This window comes from Bacillus sp. C-3-6, from assembly GCF_054509685.1.
On the sequence record NZ_JBSSBE010000002.1, the window covers coordinates 26,080 to 49,436 of the forward strand.

The 23,357-nt window shown below is 32.5% G+C and carries 16 protein-coding genes, 2 pseudogenes and 3 riboswitches; of the genes and pseudogenes, 5 read left to right on the forward strand and 13 right to left on the reverse strand.

Features of this window, described 5'->3' with window-relative positions; genetic code table 11:
• Nucleotides 1–262: 262 nt before the first annotated feature.
• From mmuM to ACW0JX_RS26970, 4 genes are all read right to left on the reverse strand, one after another.
• Nucleotides 263–1,240, reverse strand: coding sequence for a homocysteine S-methyltransferase (mmuM, locus tag ACW0JX_RS26955; RefSeq protein WP_168411496.1), 978 nt, complete (start codon nt 1,238–1,240; stop codon nt 263–265).
• Nucleotides 1,215–2,624: an S-methylmethionine permease gene (gene mmuP, locus ACW0JX_RS26960; protein ID WP_168411497.1), complete on the reverse strand. Its 1,410-nt coding sequence runs from the start codon at nt 2,622–2,624 to the stop codon at nt 1,215–1,217. The genes mmuM and mmuP overlap by 26 nt, the downstream gene beginning before the upstream one ends.
• Nucleotides 2,625–2,707: 83 nt before the next feature.
• Nucleotides 2,708–2,815, reverse strand: a riboswitch (SAM riboswitch).
• A 771-nt stretch (nt 2,816–3,586) separates the two neighbouring features.
• Nucleotides 3,587–4,051 (reverse strand): SHOCT domain-containing protein, encoded by a 465-nt coding sequence (locus ACW0JX_RS26965; RefSeq protein ID WP_224413741.1) that lies wholly within the window; start codon nt 4,049–4,051, stop codon nt 3,587–3,589.
• A gap of 409 nt (nt 4,052–4,460) precedes the next feature.
• The gene (locus tag ACW0JX_RS26970; protein WP_255290326.1) at nt 4,461–4,595 is read right to left on the reverse strand and encodes a hypothetical protein; all 135 of its coding nucleotides are present in this window, start codon (nt 4,593–4,595) and stop codon (nt 4,461–4,463) included.
• A 248-nt stretch (nt 4,596–4,843) separates the two neighbouring features.
• On the opposite strand from ACW0JX_RS26970, the gene ACW0JX_RS26975 reads away from it, so the two are divergent.
• Nucleotides 4,844–4,954: a YjcZ family sporulation protein gene (locus tag ACW0JX_RS26975; RefSeq protein WP_000505681.1), complete on the forward strand. Its 111-nt coding sequence runs from the start codon at nt 4,844–4,846 to the stop codon at nt 4,952–4,954.
• A gap of 319 nt (nt 4,955–5,273) precedes the next feature.
• Here the strand turns inward: ACW0JX_RS26975 and ACW0JX_RS26980 are convergent, their stop codons facing one another.
• Both ACW0JX_RS26980 and mgtE read right to left on the reverse strand, forming a co-directional pair.
• Nucleotides 5,274–6,359 carry a phosphodiester glycosidase family protein gene (locus tag ACW0JX_RS26980; protein WP_098629479.1) on the reverse strand — a complete coding sequence of 362 codons (1,086 nt, stop codon included), beginning with the start codon at nt 6,357–6,359 and terminating at the stop codon, nt 5,274–5,276.
• A gap of 157 nt (nt 6,360–6,516) precedes the next feature.
• Nucleotides 6,517–7,845: a magnesium transporter gene (gene mgtE, locus ACW0JX_RS26985; protein WP_459245903.1), complete on the reverse strand. Its 1,329-nt coding sequence runs from the start codon at nt 7,843–7,845 to the stop codon at nt 6,517–6,519.
• Between the two features lie 281 nt (nt 7,846–8,126).
• Nucleotides 8,127–8,292: riboswitch (M-box (ykoK) riboswitch) on the reverse strand.
• A gap of 505 nt (nt 8,293–8,797) precedes the next feature.
• Nucleotides 8,798–8,974, forward strand: a riboswitch (M-box (ykoK) riboswitch).
• A gap of 185 nt (nt 8,975–9,159) precedes the next feature.
• Here mgtE and ACW0JX_RS26990 point away from each other — a divergent pair.
• Nucleotides 9,160–10,287 (forward strand): FtsW/RodA/SpoVE family cell cycle protein, encoded by a 1,128-nt coding sequence (locus ACW0JX_RS26990; RefSeq protein WP_087952174.1) that lies wholly within the window; start codon nt 9,160–9,162, stop codon nt 10,285–10,287.
• A 592-nt stretch (nt 10,288–10,879) separates the two neighbouring features.
• Here the strand turns inward: ACW0JX_RS26990 and ACW0JX_RS26995 are convergent.
• A complete protein-coding gene (locus ACW0JX_RS26995) occupies nt 10,880–11,335 on the reverse strand; it encodes a MarR family transcriptional regulator (protein WP_168411512.1) in 456 nt (151 codons plus the stop codon).
• Between the two features lie 238 nt (nt 11,336–11,573).
• Here ACW0JX_RS26995 and ACW0JX_RS27000 point away from each other — a divergent pair, with 238 nt between their 5' ends.
• Nucleotides 11,574–12,341, forward strand: a complete 768-nt coding sequence (locus tag ACW0JX_RS27000; RefSeq protein WP_459245904.1) for a polysaccharide deacetylase family protein — start codon at nt 11,574–11,576, stop codon at nt 12,339–12,341.
• A gap of 215 nt (nt 12,342–12,556) precedes the next feature.
• Nucleotides 12,557–13,504 (forward strand): Rieske 2Fe-2S domain-containing protein, encoded by a 948-nt coding sequence (locus ACW0JX_RS27005; protein WP_168411514.1) that lies wholly within the window; start codon nt 12,557–12,559, stop codon nt 13,502–13,504.
• A gap of 429 nt (nt 13,505–13,933) precedes the next feature.
• On the opposite strand, the pseudogene ACW0JX_RS27010 reads toward ACW0JX_RS27005, so the two are convergent.
• Together ACW0JX_RS27010 and ACW0JX_RS27015 are read right to left on the reverse strand one after the other, a co-directional pair.
• Nucleotides 13,934–15,093, reverse strand: a pseudogene (locus tag ACW0JX_RS27010) (Ger(x)C family spore germination protein).
• A 945-nt stretch (nt 15,094–16,038) separates the two neighbouring features.
• Nucleotides 16,039–17,064 (reverse strand): alpha/beta hydrolase, encoded by a 1,026-nt coding sequence (locus tag ACW0JX_RS27015; protein ID WP_459245905.1) that lies wholly within the window; start codon nt 17,062–17,064, stop codon nt 16,039–16,041.
• Between the two features lie 412 nt (nt 17,065–17,476).
• Between ACW0JX_RS27015 and ACW0JX_RS27020 the strand changes: the two are divergent.
• Nucleotides 17,477–17,895 (forward strand): annotated as a pseudogene (locus tag ACW0JX_RS27020) (DUF1259 domain-containing protein).
• A 189-nt stretch (nt 17,896–18,084) separates the two neighbouring features.
• On the opposite strand, the gene ACW0JX_RS27025 reads toward ACW0JX_RS27020, so the two are convergent.
• The 4 genes from ACW0JX_RS27025 to gerXB all read right to left on the reverse strand — a co-directional run bounded on the left by ACW0JX_RS27025 (nt 18,085) and on the right by gerXB (nt 22,894).
• A complete protein-coding gene (locus ACW0JX_RS27025; RefSeq protein ID WP_459245906.1) occupies nt 18,085–18,795 on the reverse strand; it encodes a DUF421 domain-containing protein in 711 nt (236 codons plus the stop codon).
• A 334-nt stretch (nt 18,796–19,129) separates the two neighbouring features.
• Complete coding sequence (gene gerXC, locus ACW0JX_RS27030; protein WP_459245907.1) at nt 19,130–20,299, reverse strand: spore germination protein GerXC; 1,170 nt, start codon at nt 20,297–20,299, stop codon at nt 19,130–19,132.
• Nucleotides 20,286–21,764, reverse strand: coding sequence for a spore germination protein GerXA (gerXA, locus tag ACW0JX_RS27035; protein ID WP_459245908.1), 1,479 nt, complete (start codon nt 21,762–21,764; stop codon nt 20,286–20,288). The genes gerXC and gerXA overlap by 14 nt, the downstream gene beginning before the upstream one ends.
• A gap of 50 nt (nt 21,765–21,814) precedes the next feature.
• Nucleotides 21,815–22,894, reverse strand: coding sequence for a spore germination protein GerXB (gerXB, locus tag ACW0JX_RS27040; protein ID WP_168411520.1), 1,080 nt, complete (start codon nt 22,892–22,894; stop codon nt 21,815–21,817).
• Nucleotides 22,895–23,357: the final 463 nt, after the last annotated feature.

The following is a 23,357-nucleotide window of genomic DNA, read 5'->3' on the forward strand; positions in this document are numbered from 1 at the left end:
GGTCCCCTTCACCTTCAATTGGATCAACTACATCTTCATTAAAAGATTCAGCATGTTATCTACCATATCTATTAAACCAGCGGTTTTTATTTTCCCTGATTCCTTTCCATACCTAAGGTACCCAAAAGTCCAGAGGATTTCCGAGGCTACCATCCACATTTGTGTCTCTGAAAAAACATTTTGTGCCACTAGATGAAACTGTAGATTCCTTAACAAGCTAAATCATGAAAATACAAACAAAAATAGATTATCAATCATTACATTACTGCTTTGCTTCGTTCGAATAGAAAAACTCGGAGGAACGCCACTTGTTCGATATCCCCTCAATGTGATAAGGTGTCGTTCTGCAGCATCCACCTATTAAACGTGCACCTGCTTGGTACCATTCTTCAGATTGAATATCCAACGCGTTACATTGTTCATAATCATGCCATGTTTTTGTTTCTGGATTATAAGTTTCACCAGAGTTTGGATAAACAATAATCGTTTTTTTGGTGTTTGCCCTCAACTCTTGGATTGCACCAGTCACAACGTTTACTGGCGCACAATTGATGCCTATTGCTACAATTTGTTCACTTTTCTCAAAAGCTCGTGCACACTCCACGAGTTTCATACCTTCACTAATCTCTTTCTCATTTTTTAGCGAAAAGGTAAGCCACGCATATGTTTCTGGAAACTCACGCAATAATGTATCTAATACTCTTGCTTCTTGCAGGGAAGGGATCGTTTCAAATGCCAATAGATCTGCACCTGCTTCGATTAACGCGGACATTCTCGAACGGTGAAAGTCTGCTAATGTTTTATCTGTCACACCATAGTTGCCTACATACTCTGAACCATCTGCAAGGTAAGCCCCGTACGGCCCAACTGATGCAACAACTAATGGTTTAGGCCTATTCGTTTGCCTATTTTCCTTCCAAAAATCATCTCTTGCCCTTCTTGCAAGTAACACCGTTTTCTTAATTAATTTCAAAGCTTCCTGTTCTTGTATTCCACGCGTGGAAAAACCACTAATAGTAGCTTGATAGCTTGCTGTTATGGCACAGTCTGCTCCAGCAATAAAATAATCTAAATGAACCTGATAAATTAGTTCTGGATTTTCTAGTAACACACGTGCCGACCAAAGGGGATCGTCCAAATTACATCCATGTGCCTCCAATTCTGTAGCTAATGCTCCGTCAAGAATCATAATGGAATGTTGGGATAAAATATCATCAATTGGGTTGATTTTGTTCGACATAATCTACGCCCCTCTTTTTTAGATTTTTTGTTAGATAATAACTTCCATAGCAAAACAAAATAAACGGTATGCCGCAATATAAGGCAATCCTCTGTGTTGGATCGAATGCAATTCCAATACACGATGCCAGACAAAGGATAAAAGAAGCAATTGGTACTAATGGATATAGTGGTGTGCGATAAATCAAGTCCTTTTCAGAATTTCCTTCTTTCAAAAATTGTCTGCGAAATAGGAACTGGGAAGCACTAATACTCATCCAAACTACGACTACTGCTAGACCGGAAATGGAAACAAGTACGATATAGACAGTATCTGGTGCCACAATACTTGAGAGCAAAGCCAAAGCTCCACCCACCATGCTGAAAATGACGGCGTTGATTGGAACACCTTGCTTCGTCATTTTTCCAAAAATGGGGGATATCATATTCTTATTAGCAAGCGACCAAAGCATTCTAGAAGAGGCGTAAAGGCCTGAGTTTGCCGCAGATAAAATGGCTGTTAAGATAACGAAATTCATTATGTCAGCTGAATATGGCACCCCAATTCGTTCTAGAACTGCAACAAAAGGGCTCTCTAATACCCCCGCATCGGAAATAGGCAATAACGCAGATAAAACAACAATCGTTCCTACAAAAAAGATGATCAATCTCCACAGAGTAGTTCGAATGGCCTTCGGTATCATTTTTTCCGGGTTCGCTGTTTCTCCAGCTGCAATGCCTATTAATTCTGTTCCCGAAAAAGCAAAATTAACCGCAAGCATGGTCATCATAATGGCCGTAGCACCATGAGGAAATAAACCTCCACTTGTAAAATTAGAAAAGAATGGTGCTGCTTTTGAATGAGCCATCGGAAGAAACCCTAGCATTGCCGCTACTCCTAACACAATAAAAATCACAATAGCTATAACCTTTATCGATGAAAACCAAAATTCGGATTCGGCAAAAAATTTAACAGTCAGAACATTTAATACAAAGATCAAAATGGCAAAAAGAGCACTCCATACCCAAACATTAATCGATGGAAACCATCGCTTCATAAGTAATCCTGCGGCTGTAAATTCAGAACCTAAAGCAACAGTCCAAGTTAACCAATACAACCAGGCTACTGTATACCCTGTACCCGGTCCAATGTATTTAACTGCATAACTATGAAATGCGCCCGTTTCGGGCATATGTACGGAAAGTTCTCCTAAACATAGCATAACTAGATAAACCACTAGTGCACCAACCAAATAGGATAGAATTGTTCCAAATGGGCCAGCTTGTTGAATAGTGTAACCCGAACTTAAGAATAAGCCCGTTCCAATCACCCCACCAAGTGATAGCATGACTAAATGACGTGCTTGCATTTTCCTTTGAAATTCTTGCCCATTTTTGTTCTCCATTTCTACTCTCCTTTAGTTACTATCCAGAAAAAACAAAAACGCACTCTAAAAAAGAGGGCGCTACTGACAAATAAAAACGGAAGCTCTCATCTATCAGGATTATCACCCGCTGGAATTAGCACAGTGTCTACTTAAGCAGACCTGTTGCTGAGGTTTCATAAGGCCAGTCCCTCCACCTCTCTGGATAAGAAATATTTTTTTATAACCTTATCAATCCATTCAATAACTGTCAAGACAATTCTGTTTTTTTAAAAAAATCATCTATTATAGAAATACAAAAAAAGGAGTATTACTATAACTGCAATCCACTCCTTCTTGGGTATTATTTAAAAATTGAACATACAAAACCTCATTTATTTATGATACAGTTCACAAGCACTTCCTCAAAATTTGATGCGCTTCTAAATATCTTCTTACTTCTTTGGCTATGAGGATCACCGCAACTTAGAGATGTGTGACGAGACCCCATCGCCATCAAGCTAAGGTTTTGAAGTACCCCCTAAATGACAATTTTCTTTCTCTACAATTAATTATTTCGAGAAATGAGCTCATATTTTTGTTTTGGGGATGTTTACTTTTCTTAAGTTAATGGGTATGCGGCCGTACCCTTAAACAAGAAACACAAGCGCCAGCTACTAAAGAAGAGCCTAAAAAAGAAGAACCCAAAAAAGAGGGGCCTAAGAAAGAAGAAGCTCCGAAAAATAAACCTGGAATTAGCAAAACTAAGTTCAATTAAATCAAAAATGGAATGAGTTACGACGAAGTTAAAACTATCATTGGTAGCGACGGGGAAGTTTTATCATAGACTGGGCAAGCTAGCGAACAACTTCATACCATTATGTATAAATGGAATGTAGAAAAAGGATTTGGTGCTAATGCGAACTTCATGTTCTAAGAAGGTAAATTGTAAAATAAATCTCAATTCGGTTTAAAATAAAAAAAGCACTCATATGAGTGCTTTTTTAAATTCCTAATAATTGCTTTTTCTTCGCTTGAAACTCTTCTTCAGTAATAACTCCTTGATCTAACAACTCTTTATACTTCAATATTTCATCTGCCCCACTTACTGATGCAGAAACTTGAGGTTTGCTTTTATTAGCTAAAATACTCTCAATATACTCTTTAATTTCTACAGCCATTTTTTCTTCTTTTTTTGTAAACATAACTGTGTTTTCATCTGCTGCTGCAGCCATAACCCCTTTTTTACTCTCTTGACTACCCATAAAAATAAATTGTATGTAACCATTTGTGAAGAAATTGGCTTTTTTAATTTGAATACCAGTCATATTGTTAATATCAATGGTTTTTTCACCGTCTAATCCATGATTTAAAAAATTCAAGGCTCCTCTTCGCTTCAGTCGAATGAAGTTATCCTCTATTCTTACTACTGTTTTCCCTGCCCCTTTAAACTCAAATGTTCTATCCAAGCTCTCCACCCCTATAATTACATAATGTATTACTCAAATATTATAACTCTGAATCTTTATTTACAAAATATAGATTTTGTTCACTTTTACGATACATTTATGAAACAGTCGTATGTTACGTTATAAAAGTCCATTTTTTGAATCATTTTCATTCTGTTAAAAAGTCCCAGACCTTCTAGGGCTTTTTACGTTTAAATAAAGAGGTATACCAAATTTCTCAATGTACAATATTACTTAACATAGTAAAATAATAATTGAATTGGCGTCCAATACATATCATTAAAATTAAAGTGGTTCAAGTCGGAGGAAGGCACCTTTGGGTGTCTTTTCTTTATTATAAAAACCCTCAAGCATTCTTACACTTGAGGGCTTATCAATTGAAAGGTAGGGCTGTTTGGAGTTCTTTATATTAAGAACAAAGCGGGATTACTCCTAAACCAATTAATAGAGCTGCAGCAAACGCTGGAATTGGGACAGGGATCTCGATACCCTCTACAACTAAGAAGTACTGTCCACTTACTACTTTAAAACAAACTAATTGCATGGTTATTCCTCCCTTCTGCTAAGATTAATACATTATATTATTTAATCTAATTATTTATATAATTCAATAGTTTGTTTTTAAGAAAATGTGCAATTTATTTATATTCAGGTGAAGCGCCCTAAATCATCTTTCCCTTATTTTTAAAAGGACCTGCTCATTTAATCCTTAAAAAAATAAAGTAATTTGAATCCATTAAAATACATGAGTGACTCCTTATTTTTCTCCTACTATTTAAAGGAGGAATTATTATGGGCTTTGGTGGTAGCTGCGGTGGCGGCTGTGGCTTTGCAGGAGGATTTGCTTTATTAGTTGTATTATTTATTTTATTAATTATTGTTGGAGCTTCTTGCTTCTGCTAAAAACTATGGGAAAAGACACTCTTATATGGGTGTTTTTTCTTTATTTCTCAATATAAGAGCTATAAAAATATGCTATAGTTTTAATAGAAGTTCCCTTTTGTGCAATGAGATAAAAATACCCAACAAAAAACCCACCTATTTCCGTAGGTGGGCCTTATCTTTATTACACAATACCAAATTATACTTCCATTTTTTCATAAACTTTATGCAATTATACAATTTCTCCTTTATGTGTACTGATTTCATTTTACGGATTTTATTCATTAATACATTTTGCGGTTTTAAAATCTTTATTTATATAAGTAGCTCATACATGGGTTTAAATATTTGTACCAATATTATCTAATGTTTTGGGATTTACTTTTTCTCCATCTATTGTCATCTTTATTTTTTGCTTCGAATTTGCTGTTACCACCCAAGCATTCGGTAAATAGCGATCTTCATGAGACAATGTAGAAGGTGAATTTATAACCCTTCCTCCTAAATATAGAGTAGCAGAGGATCCTCCATCCATTGCCATTGCATTTATTGCTCCTTTTTCATATAGAATATCTTGACACTCTTTTAACGTAGCCCCTATACTATGCGTCTGTCTACCGTCAATAACTAGAAACATAATTGTACCATCTTCTTTTTGTGCCATAATACTTCGCGGTGCAGAGCCCCAGCCACCGTCTCCTTCTGTAATCATTTTTTCTCCATTTACAATTAACTGTGGCATAAATCCTGCCGCTGAAACGACTTGTTTATCCAAAAGTTGTTGGGTAGAATAATTTCCTGTTATCATTTGCCCAAACTTTGTTAAACCCGTAATAATTGTAGGGGTATTTCTATCCATATTCGTATCAATAGCTTCCCCATTTTCTATTACTATTCCAGTTGCAACATTTCCTCCACCTCTTCCTGTTTCATCAGCAAATCCACTTGCATTCACAGCAACAAGTGCATGATTACGCTTTGCCATTACGCTAATTTTTTCTCCTCTGTTAGCGCCCTGTGTTCCTTGATGGCTAACAAGTTTAACATTGAAGGGATTGCTAATAGTAACTAATTTCCCTTCAAAAAGAAAGCGACTATCTTTGTTACTTTTAATTGTTTCTACATCAATTTCTAATGGTTGATTTTTAAATTCTTCTAATCTTTTTCCTGCTATTTTTTTATAAATATGCTCATCACTGTTTGACCATTTCGGATGGTTAATTCTATCTTGCAGTTTATCTAGTTCCTTTTGGGATAGGAATGTATATTTCGCATATTGTGGATGCTGAGAAGTTAGTATACTCCCAGCCATTGTTATACGAAGCTCTCGGCCATAGCTAGTACCAAATAATATTCCTATGCCAATAAGCATGAAAATAGACAACAGTAGCAAAATTCGTTTGAAGATTTTTCTTAGATGTTTCATAGTTTTATCCTCCAGCATTCATTACATTCAATAAATCCATTAAAATATTATTTATCTCAAGACATAAGTGTTTGATTTCCTCATGCCTGAATTCCCCATTATATTTTAGCAATTAAGGCAAAATACTTATTCCAAATTTCGTTTTTTCATTGTATATTTATAAATTTAATAACGTTTTTGCAACCATGAAATAAATTACTAATCCTGTTCCGTCAACAAATGTTGTAATAAATGGACCTGAAACAACTGCAGGATCTAGTTTTAATTTTCTTAGAATCAAAGGTAAAACAGCTGCTACAAGAGAGGCCCAAATAACAATAAATAATAAAGTGATTGCTACAACTTGTGCAACTTCTGTTCCAACTCCTAACATATAAGCGCGAGTGAGCCCAGCTACCGCAAGTGCAAGTCCAAGAAGCATACCAATTGCAAATTCCTTTTTCATTACACGGAAAATGTCTTTAAATTTCACCTCTCCAATACCAATTGCACGAGTAATTGTTGCTACAACCTGTGTTCCTGTATTCCCACCAGTACCTACTAATAACGGAACAAAGAAAGCAAGGGCAACTACAGTTTCAATTTCGTCTTCAAAATACTTTAATACTGTACCTGTATATGCCTCAGCAACAAAAAGAAGTAATAACCATGGTAGACGTTTTAAGAAAATGCTCCAAATGCTAGCTTCAAAGTAAGATTGATTCAATGGTTCACTTCCGCCTAACTTTTGAATATCTTCTGTAGCTTCTGCTTCCATAACATTCATTACGTCATCAAATGTTATAATACCAATCATTTTATTATTTGCTGTTGTCACAGGTATTGCTGCTAAATTATAATTCAGGAGCTTTTTTACAACTTCTTGCTGGTCAACTTCAGCTTGTACTGAAATTACCTCTTGAATCATAATAGTAGATAATATCTCTTCATCTGCTGCTAGTAATAACTCATGTATGGAAACGATTCCCTCAAGATAACCATGACTATCAAGAACATAACTATAAGATATTGATTCTACATTTTCAGAATGTTCCCTAATGTACTTCAATGTCATTTTTACTGACCAATTTCCTCTAACTGCAACAAAATCACTTGTGACAAGACTTCCTGCCGTTTCAGGTTTGAAATTCATCAATTTTTTTACGTTATGTTTTGTAATTTTGTCTAGATACGCCATTAATTTAGCTTGTTTTTCAGGATGAACCGCTAGAAGTAAATCTACTAATTCATCAATCGGTTGTAAATTTAGTAACTTTTTAGCTTTGTTTTCAGATAAGTGAATTAAGATATTATATTTTTCTTCTGCACTCATATATTGAAGAATTTTAGAGCTTTTTAATACGGGAATCGTATTTAGCAATATGATTTGATCTTCAATTGAAAATCTTTTTACTTCTTGTGCAACATCATACGACGGAAGACGTAAAACTTTCTCTGCATCCAAATTATTTTTGGTTACAAGTAATTCTTTTAATAATTTCTTCATGTTAACTCCTCCTCATATTGCTAAGGGAGACTCTAGAGTTTCATGAGTGGTTTTGTTTTATTTTATCTGTCTTAAATTTTTTATTAAAGCAATAATAGTTACATTGCAATCAATTCATTAGTTAGAATTACCTCCTTTTTGAATATAGACAAGATAAAAATAAATAAAATTAAACAGAAAAACCTTTACTCAAAAAGGAGTAAAGGTTTTTTCACAATACAAATAAATGATTATTAAGACCGCCCTGCCAAAATCACAGAGGTGCCTTTCTATCAAATCGTATACCACTCCCTCGTTGAGTTTTAGCACTGTATAGCATAGGTTTTTATAACCAGCTACATTAAGAAGGGCCTTAATCCGACCGTTCCTGTTGACCCATTGGCGTCTCTCGACATTTTTGGGCAGCAGCGTTTCTCTATACAGGAGCCTCACCTAACAAAGTTTATTGAATTACTTCAAAATTTAAACCAGAATTTAATATTTGTCAACTGACTTTCAATTCCATTCATAAAAAAATCTTTTATAGAAAATTAAATTATATTTTATTATAAATTTAAAATTCCCCTTAAAAACATAGAATTCAAATAGATTTAATTCGAAGAAGCGTTATAAAACATATGAAACTTATTGTTTTTAATCAAATTCCAATTGTATAACAAAAGATAAATAATTAGTCATTCTTTATATCAAAAGAACAGTCTAAAAAAATCTTCTTTTATAATTAAAATCTTCTTTACTGTTTATCAAATTTATGTGGTTAAACTACTTAATCACACGATACACTACAAGTCAAAAATATGTACTTATACGGAATGATTACATACATTTTCTCTTATCATTTCTCAAAGGACTATAAAGCAATAAAATAAATAAAATTAGCAATACGGTTGCTTGACAGGCAAAAAAAATATATTTATGCTTGCTACACGAAACAAACACATAAAATTTATATTGCTTAACCTGTTAGGTGAGGCTCCTATGCAAACACAGGCTATTGCCCAAAAATGTCGAAAGACGCCAATGGGTAGAACAGGAATTGTCGGATTAAGGCTCTTCTTAAGATAGCTAAGTAATGAATTTTCATTACTTTACGTTGTATAGTGCCAAAGCTCTACTAGGGGGAGAAAAGCCTTATTTAGTCATGCCATTTTGAATCCCTCTAGTTACATACTAGGGGTATTTTTGCGTGAAAAAACAGGGAGTAAGCGATAGAATCTTCCCAAACAAAAGTCATATTTAATAATTGACGAGAACAAGATTCTATTCATAAGCAAATGGAATATTATGTTTTTTTTAAATCAGGAGGATATTAAAATGAAAAAAATATTAAAACTCGATTATCTATTGCTCCTTCCTCTATTCATAACTTGTACTTTAGGTATTATCATGATGTATAGCGCGAGCTCCATTGTCGCTGTCCAACATTACGGTTATAACAGTAGACATTTTGTTGATTCTCAATTAACAAAGCTACTTTTAGGAACAATAGGGTTAATAGTTTGTGCTTTACTCCCATATGAAATATGGAAAAAACGAATAGTCTCAATCTGTATTATGGTTGGGGGGACTTTTTTATTAATTATGGTTTTATGGAAAGGAAAAGTGGTGAATAATGCTCAATCATGGATCTTTGGAATACAGCCAGCTGAATTTCTTAAATTAGGAACAATCCTTGTAACAGCCCGTTTTTTTGCATTGCGACAAGAACAAGCTAAAAATAACTGGAGTGGTATCGGAAAACTTTTATTTTTTTTAGCTACAATTTTTTTTCTTATCTTTAAACAACCAAATTTAGGATCTGCACTTTTAATATTAGGTATAGGTTTTAGCATATTTCTTTGTTCAGGAATAAATATAAATCTACTAATCAAAAGAACTACCATCGGTTCTATTTTATGGTTACCTATTTTATATTATTTGATTCAATATAGTTTATCAGAAGTTCAAAAGACACGTATTACTACGATTTTCAATCCCTTTCTTGATGCGCAAGGAAATGGATACCAGCTTGTAAACTCTTTTATTGCCATGGGCTCTGGAGGAATCATTGGTCGTGGATTTGGAAATAGCATACAAAAAACAGGTTATCTTCCAGAACCACACACTGATTTTATAATGGCAATAGTTTCTGAAGAACTGGGATTTATTGGTGTATTTATTCTATTGGTTGGAGTTTTGACTATAGTACTTCGCTCCTTAAAAATTGCACAATTATGTGTAGATCCATTCGGCAGTTTTATAGCAATTGGTATAGGATGTATGATTGGTATGCAATCAGTTGTAAATTTAGGTGGTATTACGGGACTATTTCCTCTTACAGGTACTCCATTTCCATTTGTAAGTTTTGGTGGAAGTTCTTTAATGGTGAATTTAATAGCAATAGGAATATTGCTTAATATCTCAATTTTCAATAAAATAAGATTTCTCCCTCAGGATATATAGCTAATATACTCATATTGTCTTATTAAATAAACCGGTTTAACAACCTTCGATTATATATTCTATACTGATTTTCTCCTAGAAATATTTAACTTATGAAGCAAGCGAACAGTTTTTAGTTTATCTTCCCTTTTTATTTAGCTAGGTATTCTAAAGTACAAGGAAGCATATGTAATTGTAGTTCATCAGCAAATCAAATTAGCATTTAGTTATTCCATTAAAGAGCGCTTTAAAGAAATAATTAAAGCCTAAATTCTTATTTATAACACCGAGAATTTAGGCTTTGTATATTTAAATTCCCTTAACTTTTTAAATCCGTATTTTTTCTGAAGCTCCACTGTAAGTAAGTACAACTGAAGTCTTACCATACGCCCCATCACTATCAAATCAAAAAACACATTCTTCCCCACGGCATATAAAAAAATAAGATTTCTATTTAGAGAGTGCTTTAAAAGCTTAGCCTGATAACAATGGAGTGCTGCCAGCATTTCGGAGAAACAAGCTAAAAAAATTCAGATTAGAACAAAGCCGCATATTATCTCGCTAAAAGTATACGGTTATTTAACATTTCAAGGACGTAATAATTTTTTGTGACTTAATTGCATTTCTGTAAAGAATTTAATATATTTTTATGAATTTGCAATAATGTTTGAATTTCTGTTTCCTGAAGTTGTTCTAATGCTAATGACATCGCTTTATAGGAAGTAGAATTTTCAATAGATTTTTTTGATGTTTCTAGACCCTTCGTTGTTACTTTCAATTTTATCTCCCTACGATCTTCAGATGAGGGATTTCGCTCGATTAATCCTTGATTGACTAATTCATCCACATTTACACTCACTGTACTCTTAGGGACTGAAAGTTGTTCTGAAATACTTTTAAGGGTAATATTAGGAATTCCATAAATTGTGTTTAAGATCCCCATTTGTTGTACTGTTAATCCTAAACTAGAGGCATTTCGATTTGTAAATTTTATAATTTCTTTATTTATTGCTACAAATGACTGTACAACTTCCGCCTCTATTTTAAGGCTTTGATTTTTTTGTATCATTGCAGTAACTCCTCTCTCTCTATATAATTCATCGTTGAACTGTTTGTAAATGAACTATTTTATCATGGACTTCTTTCAGAGAAAAGTCAATTAACCCAATTCAACATAAAGCTACTTAATTCTAAAAGGGGATCTAGTCACATGTCCATTAAGCTATCATTTGAAAATTTTTTATTAAATAATTTAGTAATAACTCCATAAACTAAACTTACTTGTATCACATAGGAGTGTATTAGTTTTGAAAAAAAATTCGATATTCCTCATTTTTTTTATAATTTCTCTTTGTTCCAAATCAATATCCATATATGCTTTTACAGATAGTCGTATGGCATATGAAAAAACAGGGAAGGTAATTTGGGAAGTAAATACAAAGGAAAAAATAGTTGCACTAACATTTGATGACGGTCCTCACCCTGTTTTCACCCCTCAAATACTTGATATATTAGCCAAATACAATGCAAAAGCAACCTTTTTCGTAGCAGGTAATAAAGTTAAAAGGTTTCCCGCTATTTTAATAAGAGAGGTAAAAGAAGGACACGAAATTGCTAATCATACTTATAATCACATTTATAATAAAAACATTACTGCAGCTAAATTAACATCAGAATTAAATCAAACGGATGAAGTTATCAAGAAAATTACTGGTTATAAACCAACGCTGTATCGTCCAGTTGGAGGGCTACATAATGATTTAATTATTAATACAGCCATACAAAACGGAAAACTTGTGATCTTATGGTCGTGGCATCAGGATCCCCAAGATTGGAGGAGTCCAGCAGCTAGCAAAATTTCAAAGCATATCATAAAAGGTGTAAAGCCTGGAAATATCATTCTACTTCATGATTGGAATGGTAGCGAATTTTCTGAGACATCTCAGACAGTTGAAGCATTAGAAAACATCCTGATCCACCTTAAAAACAATGGTTATACATGTGTCACCGTATCTGAAATGCTGTATCGTTCTATAAAAATAATCCCCTCTCTTTTTGATCCTATTTATCAGTGAATCTTGGTTTATTTACTTTCTCCTTTTTAAAATCTATTGTACTATAGTCATTTTTGTTACATTTAGAGAGATTATATAGGCTTTCATAATTATTTGATTAAACTGTAGATTCCTTAATTTTAAACGAACATTTAAATATTTTATAGCATAGAATAGACAATATGTAGTAGACATCATTAGAATCTACTACATAATAAAAAAGAAGGAGAAAATAAATGACTCTAAATATAAATAGAGTATTCCCACGTAATTGGTATGCTGTGAGTTATTCAAAAGATATAAAAAAGGTTCCAGTAAAAAAAAGAGTTGCTGGCAAAGATTTTGTATTATATCGGGATGAAAAAGGCGAAGTTCAAGCTTTATCACCTTACTGCCCTCATCGTGGCGCTGACTTATCACTGGGGCAAGTAGTAAATGGTAAACTAGTCTGCCCCTACCATGGTTGGGAGTTCGATAGTTGTGGTACTTGTGTAAAAATTCCATCCCAACCCAATAAACCTATCCCGAAATTTGCTCATACCTTCTCATACCCTGTAAAAGAAAAGATTGGGTTGATTTGGATATACCCTGATAGTGAGGAAACTCCACCTGAATGGCAAACTTTTCATGTAATGGAGAACACTCCTTTTAAACTCTCTTCCTTCCACGCCACTTGGAATGCACACCTTACTCGATCAATCGAATCTGTGCTGGATATTGTTCACCTTGCTTATGTACATAAAAAAACGATTGGTAGAAAAACAAAAGCTGAATCAACCAATTATAAGCTGGAGGGAACACTGGATCAGTTTATATTCTCAAATGGTGATGCTTACCTTGAATACAAATTCCCACATCAATGGATGCTTCACAGTGGAAAACAGGAGAATGAGTCATTTATTCAGTACATTACGTTTACACCAATTGATGAAGAAGAGACATTAATTATGGGATATACCGGAAGGACATTTTTAAAGCACTTCCCTCTACTAGACCAAATCTTAGCTAAATTTAGTTTAAAGGTACTAAAAGAGGATCAAATTATTGTAGAAAGTCAACATCCTAGGCCTATACCAGAAGCGTTAAAAATGGAAGCCCATGTTCATGCAGATATGGCTCAAGTTCAATTTAGGAAACGTTGGTTTCAGTTTTTACAAAATGAGTCTTGTTTTTCACTTGATTAAAGATACGTAACCCAGTAGTGAATATAGGTGTAGCGAAGTTTATAGATATAGATACTGCCCCATACCTATCAATCTATTGTATTGGTGTCACCCCATAACGATAAAAATACACTTAGTTGCCAGAAAATAAACCTAATTCTTATACAGCATGTACTGATTATTAAAGAAAAAATGCAATCGGGTCTATCGCTACATCAATAAAAATAATTCAAAATACCTTTCATTAATAACTAATGAAAGGTATTTTGAATTAATCATTATAGCTCATCTTCTTCAAATTTTTCACTTTTATACTTGCTATATCCATATGTACATAAGCCAAAACAAACTCCACCTATACTATTTATAGTACGATAGTTGATTAATAATTACATCTAGAGAAACATCCCTGATTATAACAGTGAGCTTTGGCTAGCTATTCAAGTCACATTATTTTACTCTCTTCGGTAAAGCTGAGCCTGAATGTTCAATTACTGGATGAACATGAACATTAATTTCAGCATTACTAAAATAATTTTCACCATGATCCCAATTCTTACTTATTTTCTTCCATTCTTTATAATTATTCCGCTTATATACTTCTCCTAACGCTAATACATCCACCTTATATTTTTTTGAACAAGCTTTATTGATTTTTGAATCCTTTGCTCCATCTCTTTTGAAATATCCTTCGTTAAGCGTTTTTCATTCATAAATTTTTTATGATCACTAAAATGCAACTCCGCCAAAGTACCTTCGAGAAATAGATGAATATCAAACTTCGGTTTTGTAGTATTTTCAGTAAATACCTTTATTTTTCGGTGTAGCTTATGAATTTCATATGTAATAAGCTGATTCTTTTTACGTATGGTAAAATAACCTCCTAATTTTTCACCAATTACAAAGTTCATTCCTACTGTCTGTTCTCCGTTTAACATTCCAACACACTTGTTATCCTTCCCGCGAAACAACGCAGCCCCATTCATTTCTATCCCTTGTTTTGTTGGCCTTAAGACAGGTAGTACAAAACTACGCTTTGAAATTATCTTTTCCTGCACGTCACCAATTCTTGCTGCCTCAACCATTTGAGCATTTTTCGGAGGATGTTCAGCTAGCATATCAATATACTGTGCCGGTAAATTTTCTGGTTTTGCACTTTGTTTCAAGATAGCTTCTGCATTTTTTTCAGAAACAAATAGACGGATGTTTCTTCTCATTTCATGATCACGAATATATACATCTAGCGTATTCTGTAAAGCATTAGGATTCGAGAGTAATTTTTCAGAAAAAATAATCACTTGTATATGCGGAAAAAATAATTCACGACTAATTTTTTTAGCAATAATTCGTATTTGTTCAAATACACTATCTGCTTTTGCACTCACATTAATATAATTATTCCCTGCCCCTTTTCCACCTTGCTGCGTTAACTTACTGGGAAGTACCATCTGATACGTCCCTTTCATAATTGGATTTGATTTCTTTTCTTTAACAATATCGTAAGCCGCACCTACTACAAAGCCTCTTTCTTCTATCTCTGCTAACTCAGAGCAACCGCTGATAGCCCCAGCTATAAGCGCAATTGCTATAATTTTAAGAAGACATTTCATTTCTACCATTCCTTTATTTTAGCTTATATACAATCAAAACTAGTAAAGGCATTAACACAACAAAGTTCATATCAATACAATCAAAATCAAAATAATCCGACTGTCTAAATATATAACTTGCATAGTAATATCTCTAGGCATAGACAATGTACCTACATCAATGTTAGTTGAATATGCGACAAAACCAAGTCCCCATTATCTAAGTTTTTCATCTCCATGCTCAAATGATTTCAATTATTTTTGCTTCTCTAGATTTTTTATAGAATCTTACATCTAAAATTAATCTGTTTTGCCAGTTAACATAGATTTTGACAGACGAATAAATTCTTCTTTTCAATCTAAAAAATTGTATGTGCAATATTATGTAAAATAATTCCATATAGTCCAAAACTAATCGAAATAAGTAAAACAATAATACTAAGAGTGAATCTACAATCCCTATATTCACCGCTACTTCTCTAATTACAAGTCCAACTGTTTGTCCCATCGATTTCAGAGGTCTAATTTCAACTTTAACAATTCCACTCACTTAACTTTCCTTTCAATAGGTTGTAGTTAGGTTCTGTTAGTAGAATGAAATATATACTAGAAAAGAGCTATCCCTCTTTAAGGATAGCTCTAACAGATGAATTATTTAAATCGATTGGCCAGTTGAACACAGCCTTAAATACTAATCGATTAAATAATGTCGATTACGAGATATGAGTTATGTTTGAAATTAACAAAAACATAATATAACCAATAAGTCTTTTGCTCCAAATTTACTTCTTCAATGAAAAAAAACAACATTTTCAGCTAGATTTAGTAAGGCATTTTAGGATGAAAAATTATAAATCCCTTGTGCAATTAATTGTAATTCATCAAATACAGACATAGACATACAAATCCTCTTTATTTTTTAAAGAAAGGCTTAACTTATTTATTTGTTAACCAACGTTAGAAATATTATTTGTATGTATTTAAAAACTCAAGAGCTTTGTTAAAAGTTTCTTGACCTGCAGGTGTATTCATTTTAAATTGAAATTCATGCGCTAACTCTCCAGAAATATTTTTATCAAAAAAGAGTTTTTCTACAGGTACCCCCTTACTTTCTAATGCAGAAGCCATTGCTTTGCCTTGTTCTTCAAATGATGCTGTATTTCCATCTGTAATAAACGTTGGTGGATAATCTTTTGTTATATGTTTAAAGATTGAAGCAATTTCTATTTCAGGTAAGCTTTCAAAATCCTTTTTCCCAAAATAAGCCCAGCCAGTGGTACGCATAAAGTCTTGCACTTCTTTAGTTGTTTCCATTTTAGCTAATGCAGGCATATCATACGGACCACAAAATAGTAATATACCTTTAATTGTTGAAGGTTCAACAATAGGATCAATTTTAGTTAAATTTGCATACCTAGGAGAGGTTTGAATATTAACGAATTGTCCAGATATTTGTGCTCCAGCAGAATCTCCTGCAAAATATACGCGATCTAATTTTAAATGATATTTTTTCGTATTTTCTTTTATATATTCGTAAGCTTCACCAAGTTGGAGTACTGGTGTAGGATAATTCCTTTTAGGAGCCAGAGCATAATTTATATTAACCACTGTATACCCCTTAGCTGCTAATTCTACTGCATAACCAGTAATGTCGGATTTATCTCCACCAACAAACCCACCCCCATGTACCCAAAAGATAACAGGTGTTTTTTCATTATGAATTTTTGGATAAATAATATCTAATGTGCCATCAGGAAATTTAGAATTATAATTGATATCCCTAACAATTTGTGTTTCGTTTATAGCATTTTTATAATTATCAGATTGAACAAACATTCCACCTTCAAACGCCTTTTTTATAAGAAATGCCTTTGGATAAGGAGAGAGATTCCAATAACTAATCCCTGCAACAATTAGTCCGAAAACAATCGTAAGTAATATAAACATTCTTTTCTTCCATACCCCTTTAGACTTTGATGATTTTAATTTCATAAGTTTAGAATCTCCATTCTTTTTAGTATCCTAACAATGTGAAAAATTAAGTATTAATTTTGTGCACTAAAAAATATAAAAATAATGCTAATCTATCAAATGAATTAGTACCATTAGAAACGCATGGACTTATTAAGGCACATATTTATCTAACCTACATAAACTAATGATGTACAATCGCCTACTTTATGAATTCTTTAATGATATATAGAAAGTGTTCATTAAGTTATGATTGTTGGGAAATATCATTTATATTTCTTCTAAAATATACAGGGTACATATTTCACATCGCGGTCTGTTTATTTTAGAGCATGGTTGTTTATAAGTAGTTCCTTTCTTTAAAAAGAGGAAATATAATTTTTAAATTAAATCTCTAAATGAATAAATTTAGCACGGGAAAGGAATTGAATTTATGTCCAATTTTAATTTCATTTCTGATCAATTTGCTACAATCCTTAAAGGCAAGTGTAAAATAAATCAAGATGGTTGTTCGGTGTCTTTTCACCGCAATTTCAAGGTGTTTATTCAAGGGAATACAAGGCTTATGTAGTACCCGTCGGAGTAAGTTTTGAATCATTAGATCAAAATGGTAATGCATTAAATCTAGGTGAAATCGCGGTTCTACAGGAAAAGATCCCTGCTTTTATGAATTCAATTGTACAACAAGAAATTATTGTCAGTGCTTTACATAATCACTGGTTATACATGCATCCTTTAATTATGTATGTTCATATCCAATCAGTAGAGCCCCCATTACATTTTGCAAGAAAATTGGCGAATTCCTTTTTATCGTTAAACAGTTATCCTGTTGCTAATAACGACGAACAATAATCAATGTTTTGGTTTTATTCATTTGTTATTATGGGACGCACCACGTGTTCATTAACTTAAGTAACTTTAATCCCCCTAAACAAATTTGATTAAAAAATGATGTTTTCTTATAGATCATTTAAAATGAACTATAAGCATTTGCGGAAGAATCACAACGATATGTTCACCTGTATTTTTAGTAGAAATAGCCTATTCTTGGTCCATTGGGGAAGTAATATTATCTTTATAGGTATCTATATAGATATTTCCGTTTGCAGCACGTACAGCATATGTAACATCTTTGGAGCGAAGATTCCGTTTTTTTAGTTCATACTGTAATTCTAACTCCGTCTGATTGTTTTGTATTAGGTTTTCTGTCATAATTTCCCCATCCATGATTAACTCTATAGGGAGCTTACATTCTTTTTTTGTCGGTATATTTAAATCTTGTTTTGTAACAGTACGATATTCTGGTTTTTTCAAAACAGATATTTTACCATTTGTTTCAACTACGACATAAAAAACTTCTTCAATGTTAAAAATACCATTCTCTCTTAATTGTTGGTTTAAATAATCTAGAGAATAGCGCATTTTTCGCATATTACTTTCTAAAATTTTCCCATTTTCAATAATTACTGTTGGATTTCCTGCAAATATTTTTCTGCCTATTCGACTTTTCATGGATATATAACTAACCATTAAAATGATAAATACTAAAATAAGAAAAGCAATGACAGCATGATGAGTTTTTACATTTAAATTAAATGCTAAATTTGCAATAATACTTCCGATAGAGATAGCACCAATAAAATCAAAGGTATTCATTTCAGCGATAATTTGCTTTCCTAATATTTTAGCTCCAATAAATAAAATCGAGAAAGATAACAATGTTCTCAAAATAATTTCTATATGTTCAGACACAAATAGCTCCTCCTTTTAAGATTAGGTGTTCGAATATTAACATTTTATACAAAGATAATATGTATCATTGTAAAAGAATTTATTATGTTCAATAACAGTGGATAATTCATGCATATTAAAACAGCGGAACTTTTTCACTTTTAAGAGAGAGAAAGTGAAAAATAAAACTAAATATATACAAAGATATATTAGATGAATTATGTTTTTTACTTCCTTCAAGTTAAATATCACTTGACACTCCCCCCTAAAGAACTCGGATTGTCACAACATTTAAAGTACATACTTCCTTTCGAATCATTTATTTAGGGCCGATATTTAACTTTCTCTTTCATTTTCAATTCCTCTGAAGCTCGATGATATTATGCATATTTTTAGATTTTCCATTTGTAGCTATATTAATTGAGACATTAAGATCTAATTCTTTATTTTGAAGGGATATTTTCCCCTCTTTTTTATATCGTTTCCACAATTTAGAATTCTGGCGATATAAGGTATGTGATAACTGATAAGTGTCAATCCCTTTTTCAATTCCTTTCTGGCACGTTTTTTTTATTTCTTTTTCAACTTGGTCCTCTGCAATTTTTTTAATATCATTTACAGGCATAGGGTTTATTAATTGAAAAACATCAGCATCAAAATGGATATTCATAAACATGCGTAACTTTCCATTTTTAATAAAGTACTTTGTATCTATCTTTGGATTTTTCAATACTAGATGTCCAATGATCTTCTCGTTAAATTTTAATAGTAATGGAGCTCGTTTGGTATTTTCATCAGTCCATCGAACCCCAGCAATATCATTGTTGTTTAAATGATTTATATAGGATTTATTACTTATAAAACCATAACCGCTAAATTTTAACATCGGAAATGATATATGCCCTTTTTTCCAATATGATTTAGTCGTAGCTAAGAAAGGAATACGAGTTGTCATCCCAGGTTCATAATAATTTCTTTGGAACTTATATAAAGGTAAAGGGTCTATTATTGTATATTGCTTTGTTATCTCTTTTGGTAAATTAATGATGGTATATAATTGAGAAATATTCAAAATGTTATTGTTAGATAATATATTTTCTAAAGGTTCCTTAGTTCCAAATACCCACATAGTATCTCGAAATTGAAAAAAACGAGAAAAAAAATCATTAAATTGATTTATGTCACCGTGTTTTAGAAATCTTTCTGTTACAACAATTGTTTTGAGATGCTCCCATGAAATTTCTTGCTGAGCACCCTTATAAAAATCAAATGCTGCCTCATCTAAAAGGGGTCCTTTTCCCTTTCCAATATAGGCCTGGCTATAATTACGGGTAGCGCTCCCTTCTTGTTTAGCTATGTTAGAAAAATTAATAAATTGCGGACGGATGATATAATTATTATCTTTAAAATCGATACCTAGACTATTTATATACAAAACGTGATGCAACTCTCTTTGATCCCAACACCCTGTTAGAAACATACACATCATAAAAAGAAATACAACTATTCTTTTATTTTTCTTCATCGGTACTCTCTCTTTTCCTTGAATTATCTTGAGTATGCAATTCTTCAGGTCTTTTTTTCATATACGTGAAAGGAATTCTAAATGTGGCTGCTAACATACTTTTAAACACAGGGGGTGAATACGGTGTAAAAAATGGAACTCCAAAAGAGCGTAAATTTACTACGTGTATTACCATCACAAGGACACAAAAAATAAATCCTACTATACCTAATAAAGCAGATACTAGAAATACTCCATATCGCAATATACTTATTATTCCTGTTACTGACTGATTAGTTAAAGCGAATGTCGAAACAACCGAGATTGCTATTATAATGACCATAGATGCTGAAACAATTCCGGCACTAATAGCAGCTTGTCCAATAATTAATCCTCCTACAACAGATAATGTTTGACCAAATACGGCAGGAACACGCAATCCTGCTTGCCTCAAAACTTCAAATAAGGTCATCATAATCAGCCCTTCTAAAGGAGCCGGAAAAGGAATCCCTTCTCTGGATAAGCTTAATGTAGCTAACAGCGTATAGGGAATTTGATCTGGATGATATGTAATTAGTGCTATCCAAATTCCTGGAAGAAATATAGAAATTGCTATCCCCAAAAGACTTACAAGCCGTACAAAGCTACCGAATATATAGAAAAAATCTTGATCTTCAGATGTATTCACAAAAAAAGGAAATGTAACTGGGGCAATAGTTGCTGTTGGTGACCCTTCGACTAATAAAATAAAACGCCCATACAACAAACAATTCACCGCATAATCAGGGCGCCCTGTATATTCAACTAATGGAAATACACTAAATTGATTATTTGTGATTAATTCTTCAATTTGTGCACTTGAAACAACCCCGTCTATTTTAATTTGTCTTAATTTTAATTGGACTTGATTAATGATATCTTGGGATGCGATATCTCTCAAATACATGAGTGCTATTTTAGTTTGTGTTCTTTCTCCAATAATAAATTCTTCATAACTAAGAGAACTCGTTTTTAGTCTTTTTCTAATTAATCCTATATTTGTGTTTAACTCTTCAACAAATCCATCCCGTCCACCTCGAATGGTCATCTCTGTATTTGTTTGTTCAACTGATCTTGTAGGTATTTTAGCAATATCAACTATATACCCTTGTTTAGATTCTTCAAAAATAATGAGGAGGTTACCTTCAAATATAATCTGAGAAATAATTTCATTCGAATTTACTATATCTAATTTCTTTACCGATAACTGAGGAATTAACGCTGAAAGGTTAAATTCTTCTATCGAATTATTTATAAGTTGTTTGCAAACATGGGATGAGGTAGCTTGTTTTAATTTTGTATTGTCAATTAAGTTTTCACAATACATAAACAACACTGACCTCGTTTTTTCTTTCTCATCTAATTCACGCTTTATTATCTTTACATCGTTGCATCCTTCAAACCACTTTAGTATTATCTTCTCGTTTAATTCTATTCTTTTATTCATCTACGTTGTCTCCTTCAAACTCAGCAACCTTATATAAAATACATCCTCTTTCAAGGGATTTTTTTATATTTAGCAACCCATACAAACACAATTAATAAGATAGAAAACAAAAATAGCCCTAATGCTGAAACTGGTAAAACAATTTGAGATACAAACCAATAGAAACTAGAGTCACTAATAGGTAGTATACTTATTAATAAAATACATGAAAGGATTGCAAACATAACCCCATTTCTTGTTTTCCTCTTTGAAATTGATAACAAATCTGGAATGAGAAATACAACAAGCGATAGACGAATAAAGATCCCTACCAGCCACTGATACACGGAGAGAAAGTCTAGATTTTCAATATACCTTCCTATTGACACAAGTCTCCATTCTTCAAATGCTGGATATCGTTGGTTTGCTGCTACGAAAGGACCAAATTCTATAATAGCTGCCATTACCGGGCCTATTGTGATACCAATAATAACAAGCCCCAAAGCAATCAGTTGATATAATTTGACTTTTGAACAAATGTGATGTTGTAAAAAAAGAATAAAAATTAACTCTAGGAATCCTGCTGCAGGATAAATCATCCCTCTTAATACTGGATTCATCCCATTTTCCATCATTGGTTGAAGTAAAGAATAGTCTTTATGCGGAATATTAGCAAACATTACAAAAAAACCAAGTAAAAATACAATAGGTAACAAAACGCCTGTTGTAAGTGCAATAGATTGAATTCCTCTTGTAGCATTATAGAGACAAATCATTGAAAAAAGTATTCCTAATACAAAGTGAGGTGTTTCTGGTAAATAAAATGAGAAAAAGGTTAATGTTTCTTTTAGTGCAACGACACCAATTGTTATTAAATAAACTACAACTATGAAGATGATTGGATATACACTGAATTTCCCAAAATTATTTTTTAACCACAAAAATAAATGTTCATTTTTTATGTTTTTATAAATAATGAATATTAATGAGATCCAAATGATGTATATAATGCTTACTAATATGATTGAAATCCACGAATCTCTACCTGAAGTATCTAATAACATAGGAATCATAATGACATGATTGATTATCCCGATACTACCAATAAGTATCATAGAAACTTGAAATAATGTAATTGTTTGCTTAGTCATACTTACCACCATATTTTGTAATGAAGAAATATTACATATTATAACTGATACATTACATTTTTATTCCAAATGATTAGTTCTCAGAGGCGTACCATTTTTTAAAGAAATTAGATGCAAATAAAAATTCTACATGAGAAAACATTGATTTTACTATTCTAAGTGATATGGTTAACATTAAAAAAGCAAACTTAATTAAGTTTGCTTTTTTAATGTTATTCCAAATCTAACTTCTTAACTGTTAGCGCTTTGCGTATTACTCAAACCTTATAACAAACATACGTTCTAAATGTTTAAAAATTCTACCTATGTAATTTATAAACTTACAAATTATAACGTAACTAATCCTATTCAACACATACATATGGCACTAGCAGTTTTAAGTTTTTTATCATCTAAAAAAAGAATTATGTACTTTTATACCGATACATTCTAAATAATGGCACTTACAATTATTTAAGGATGT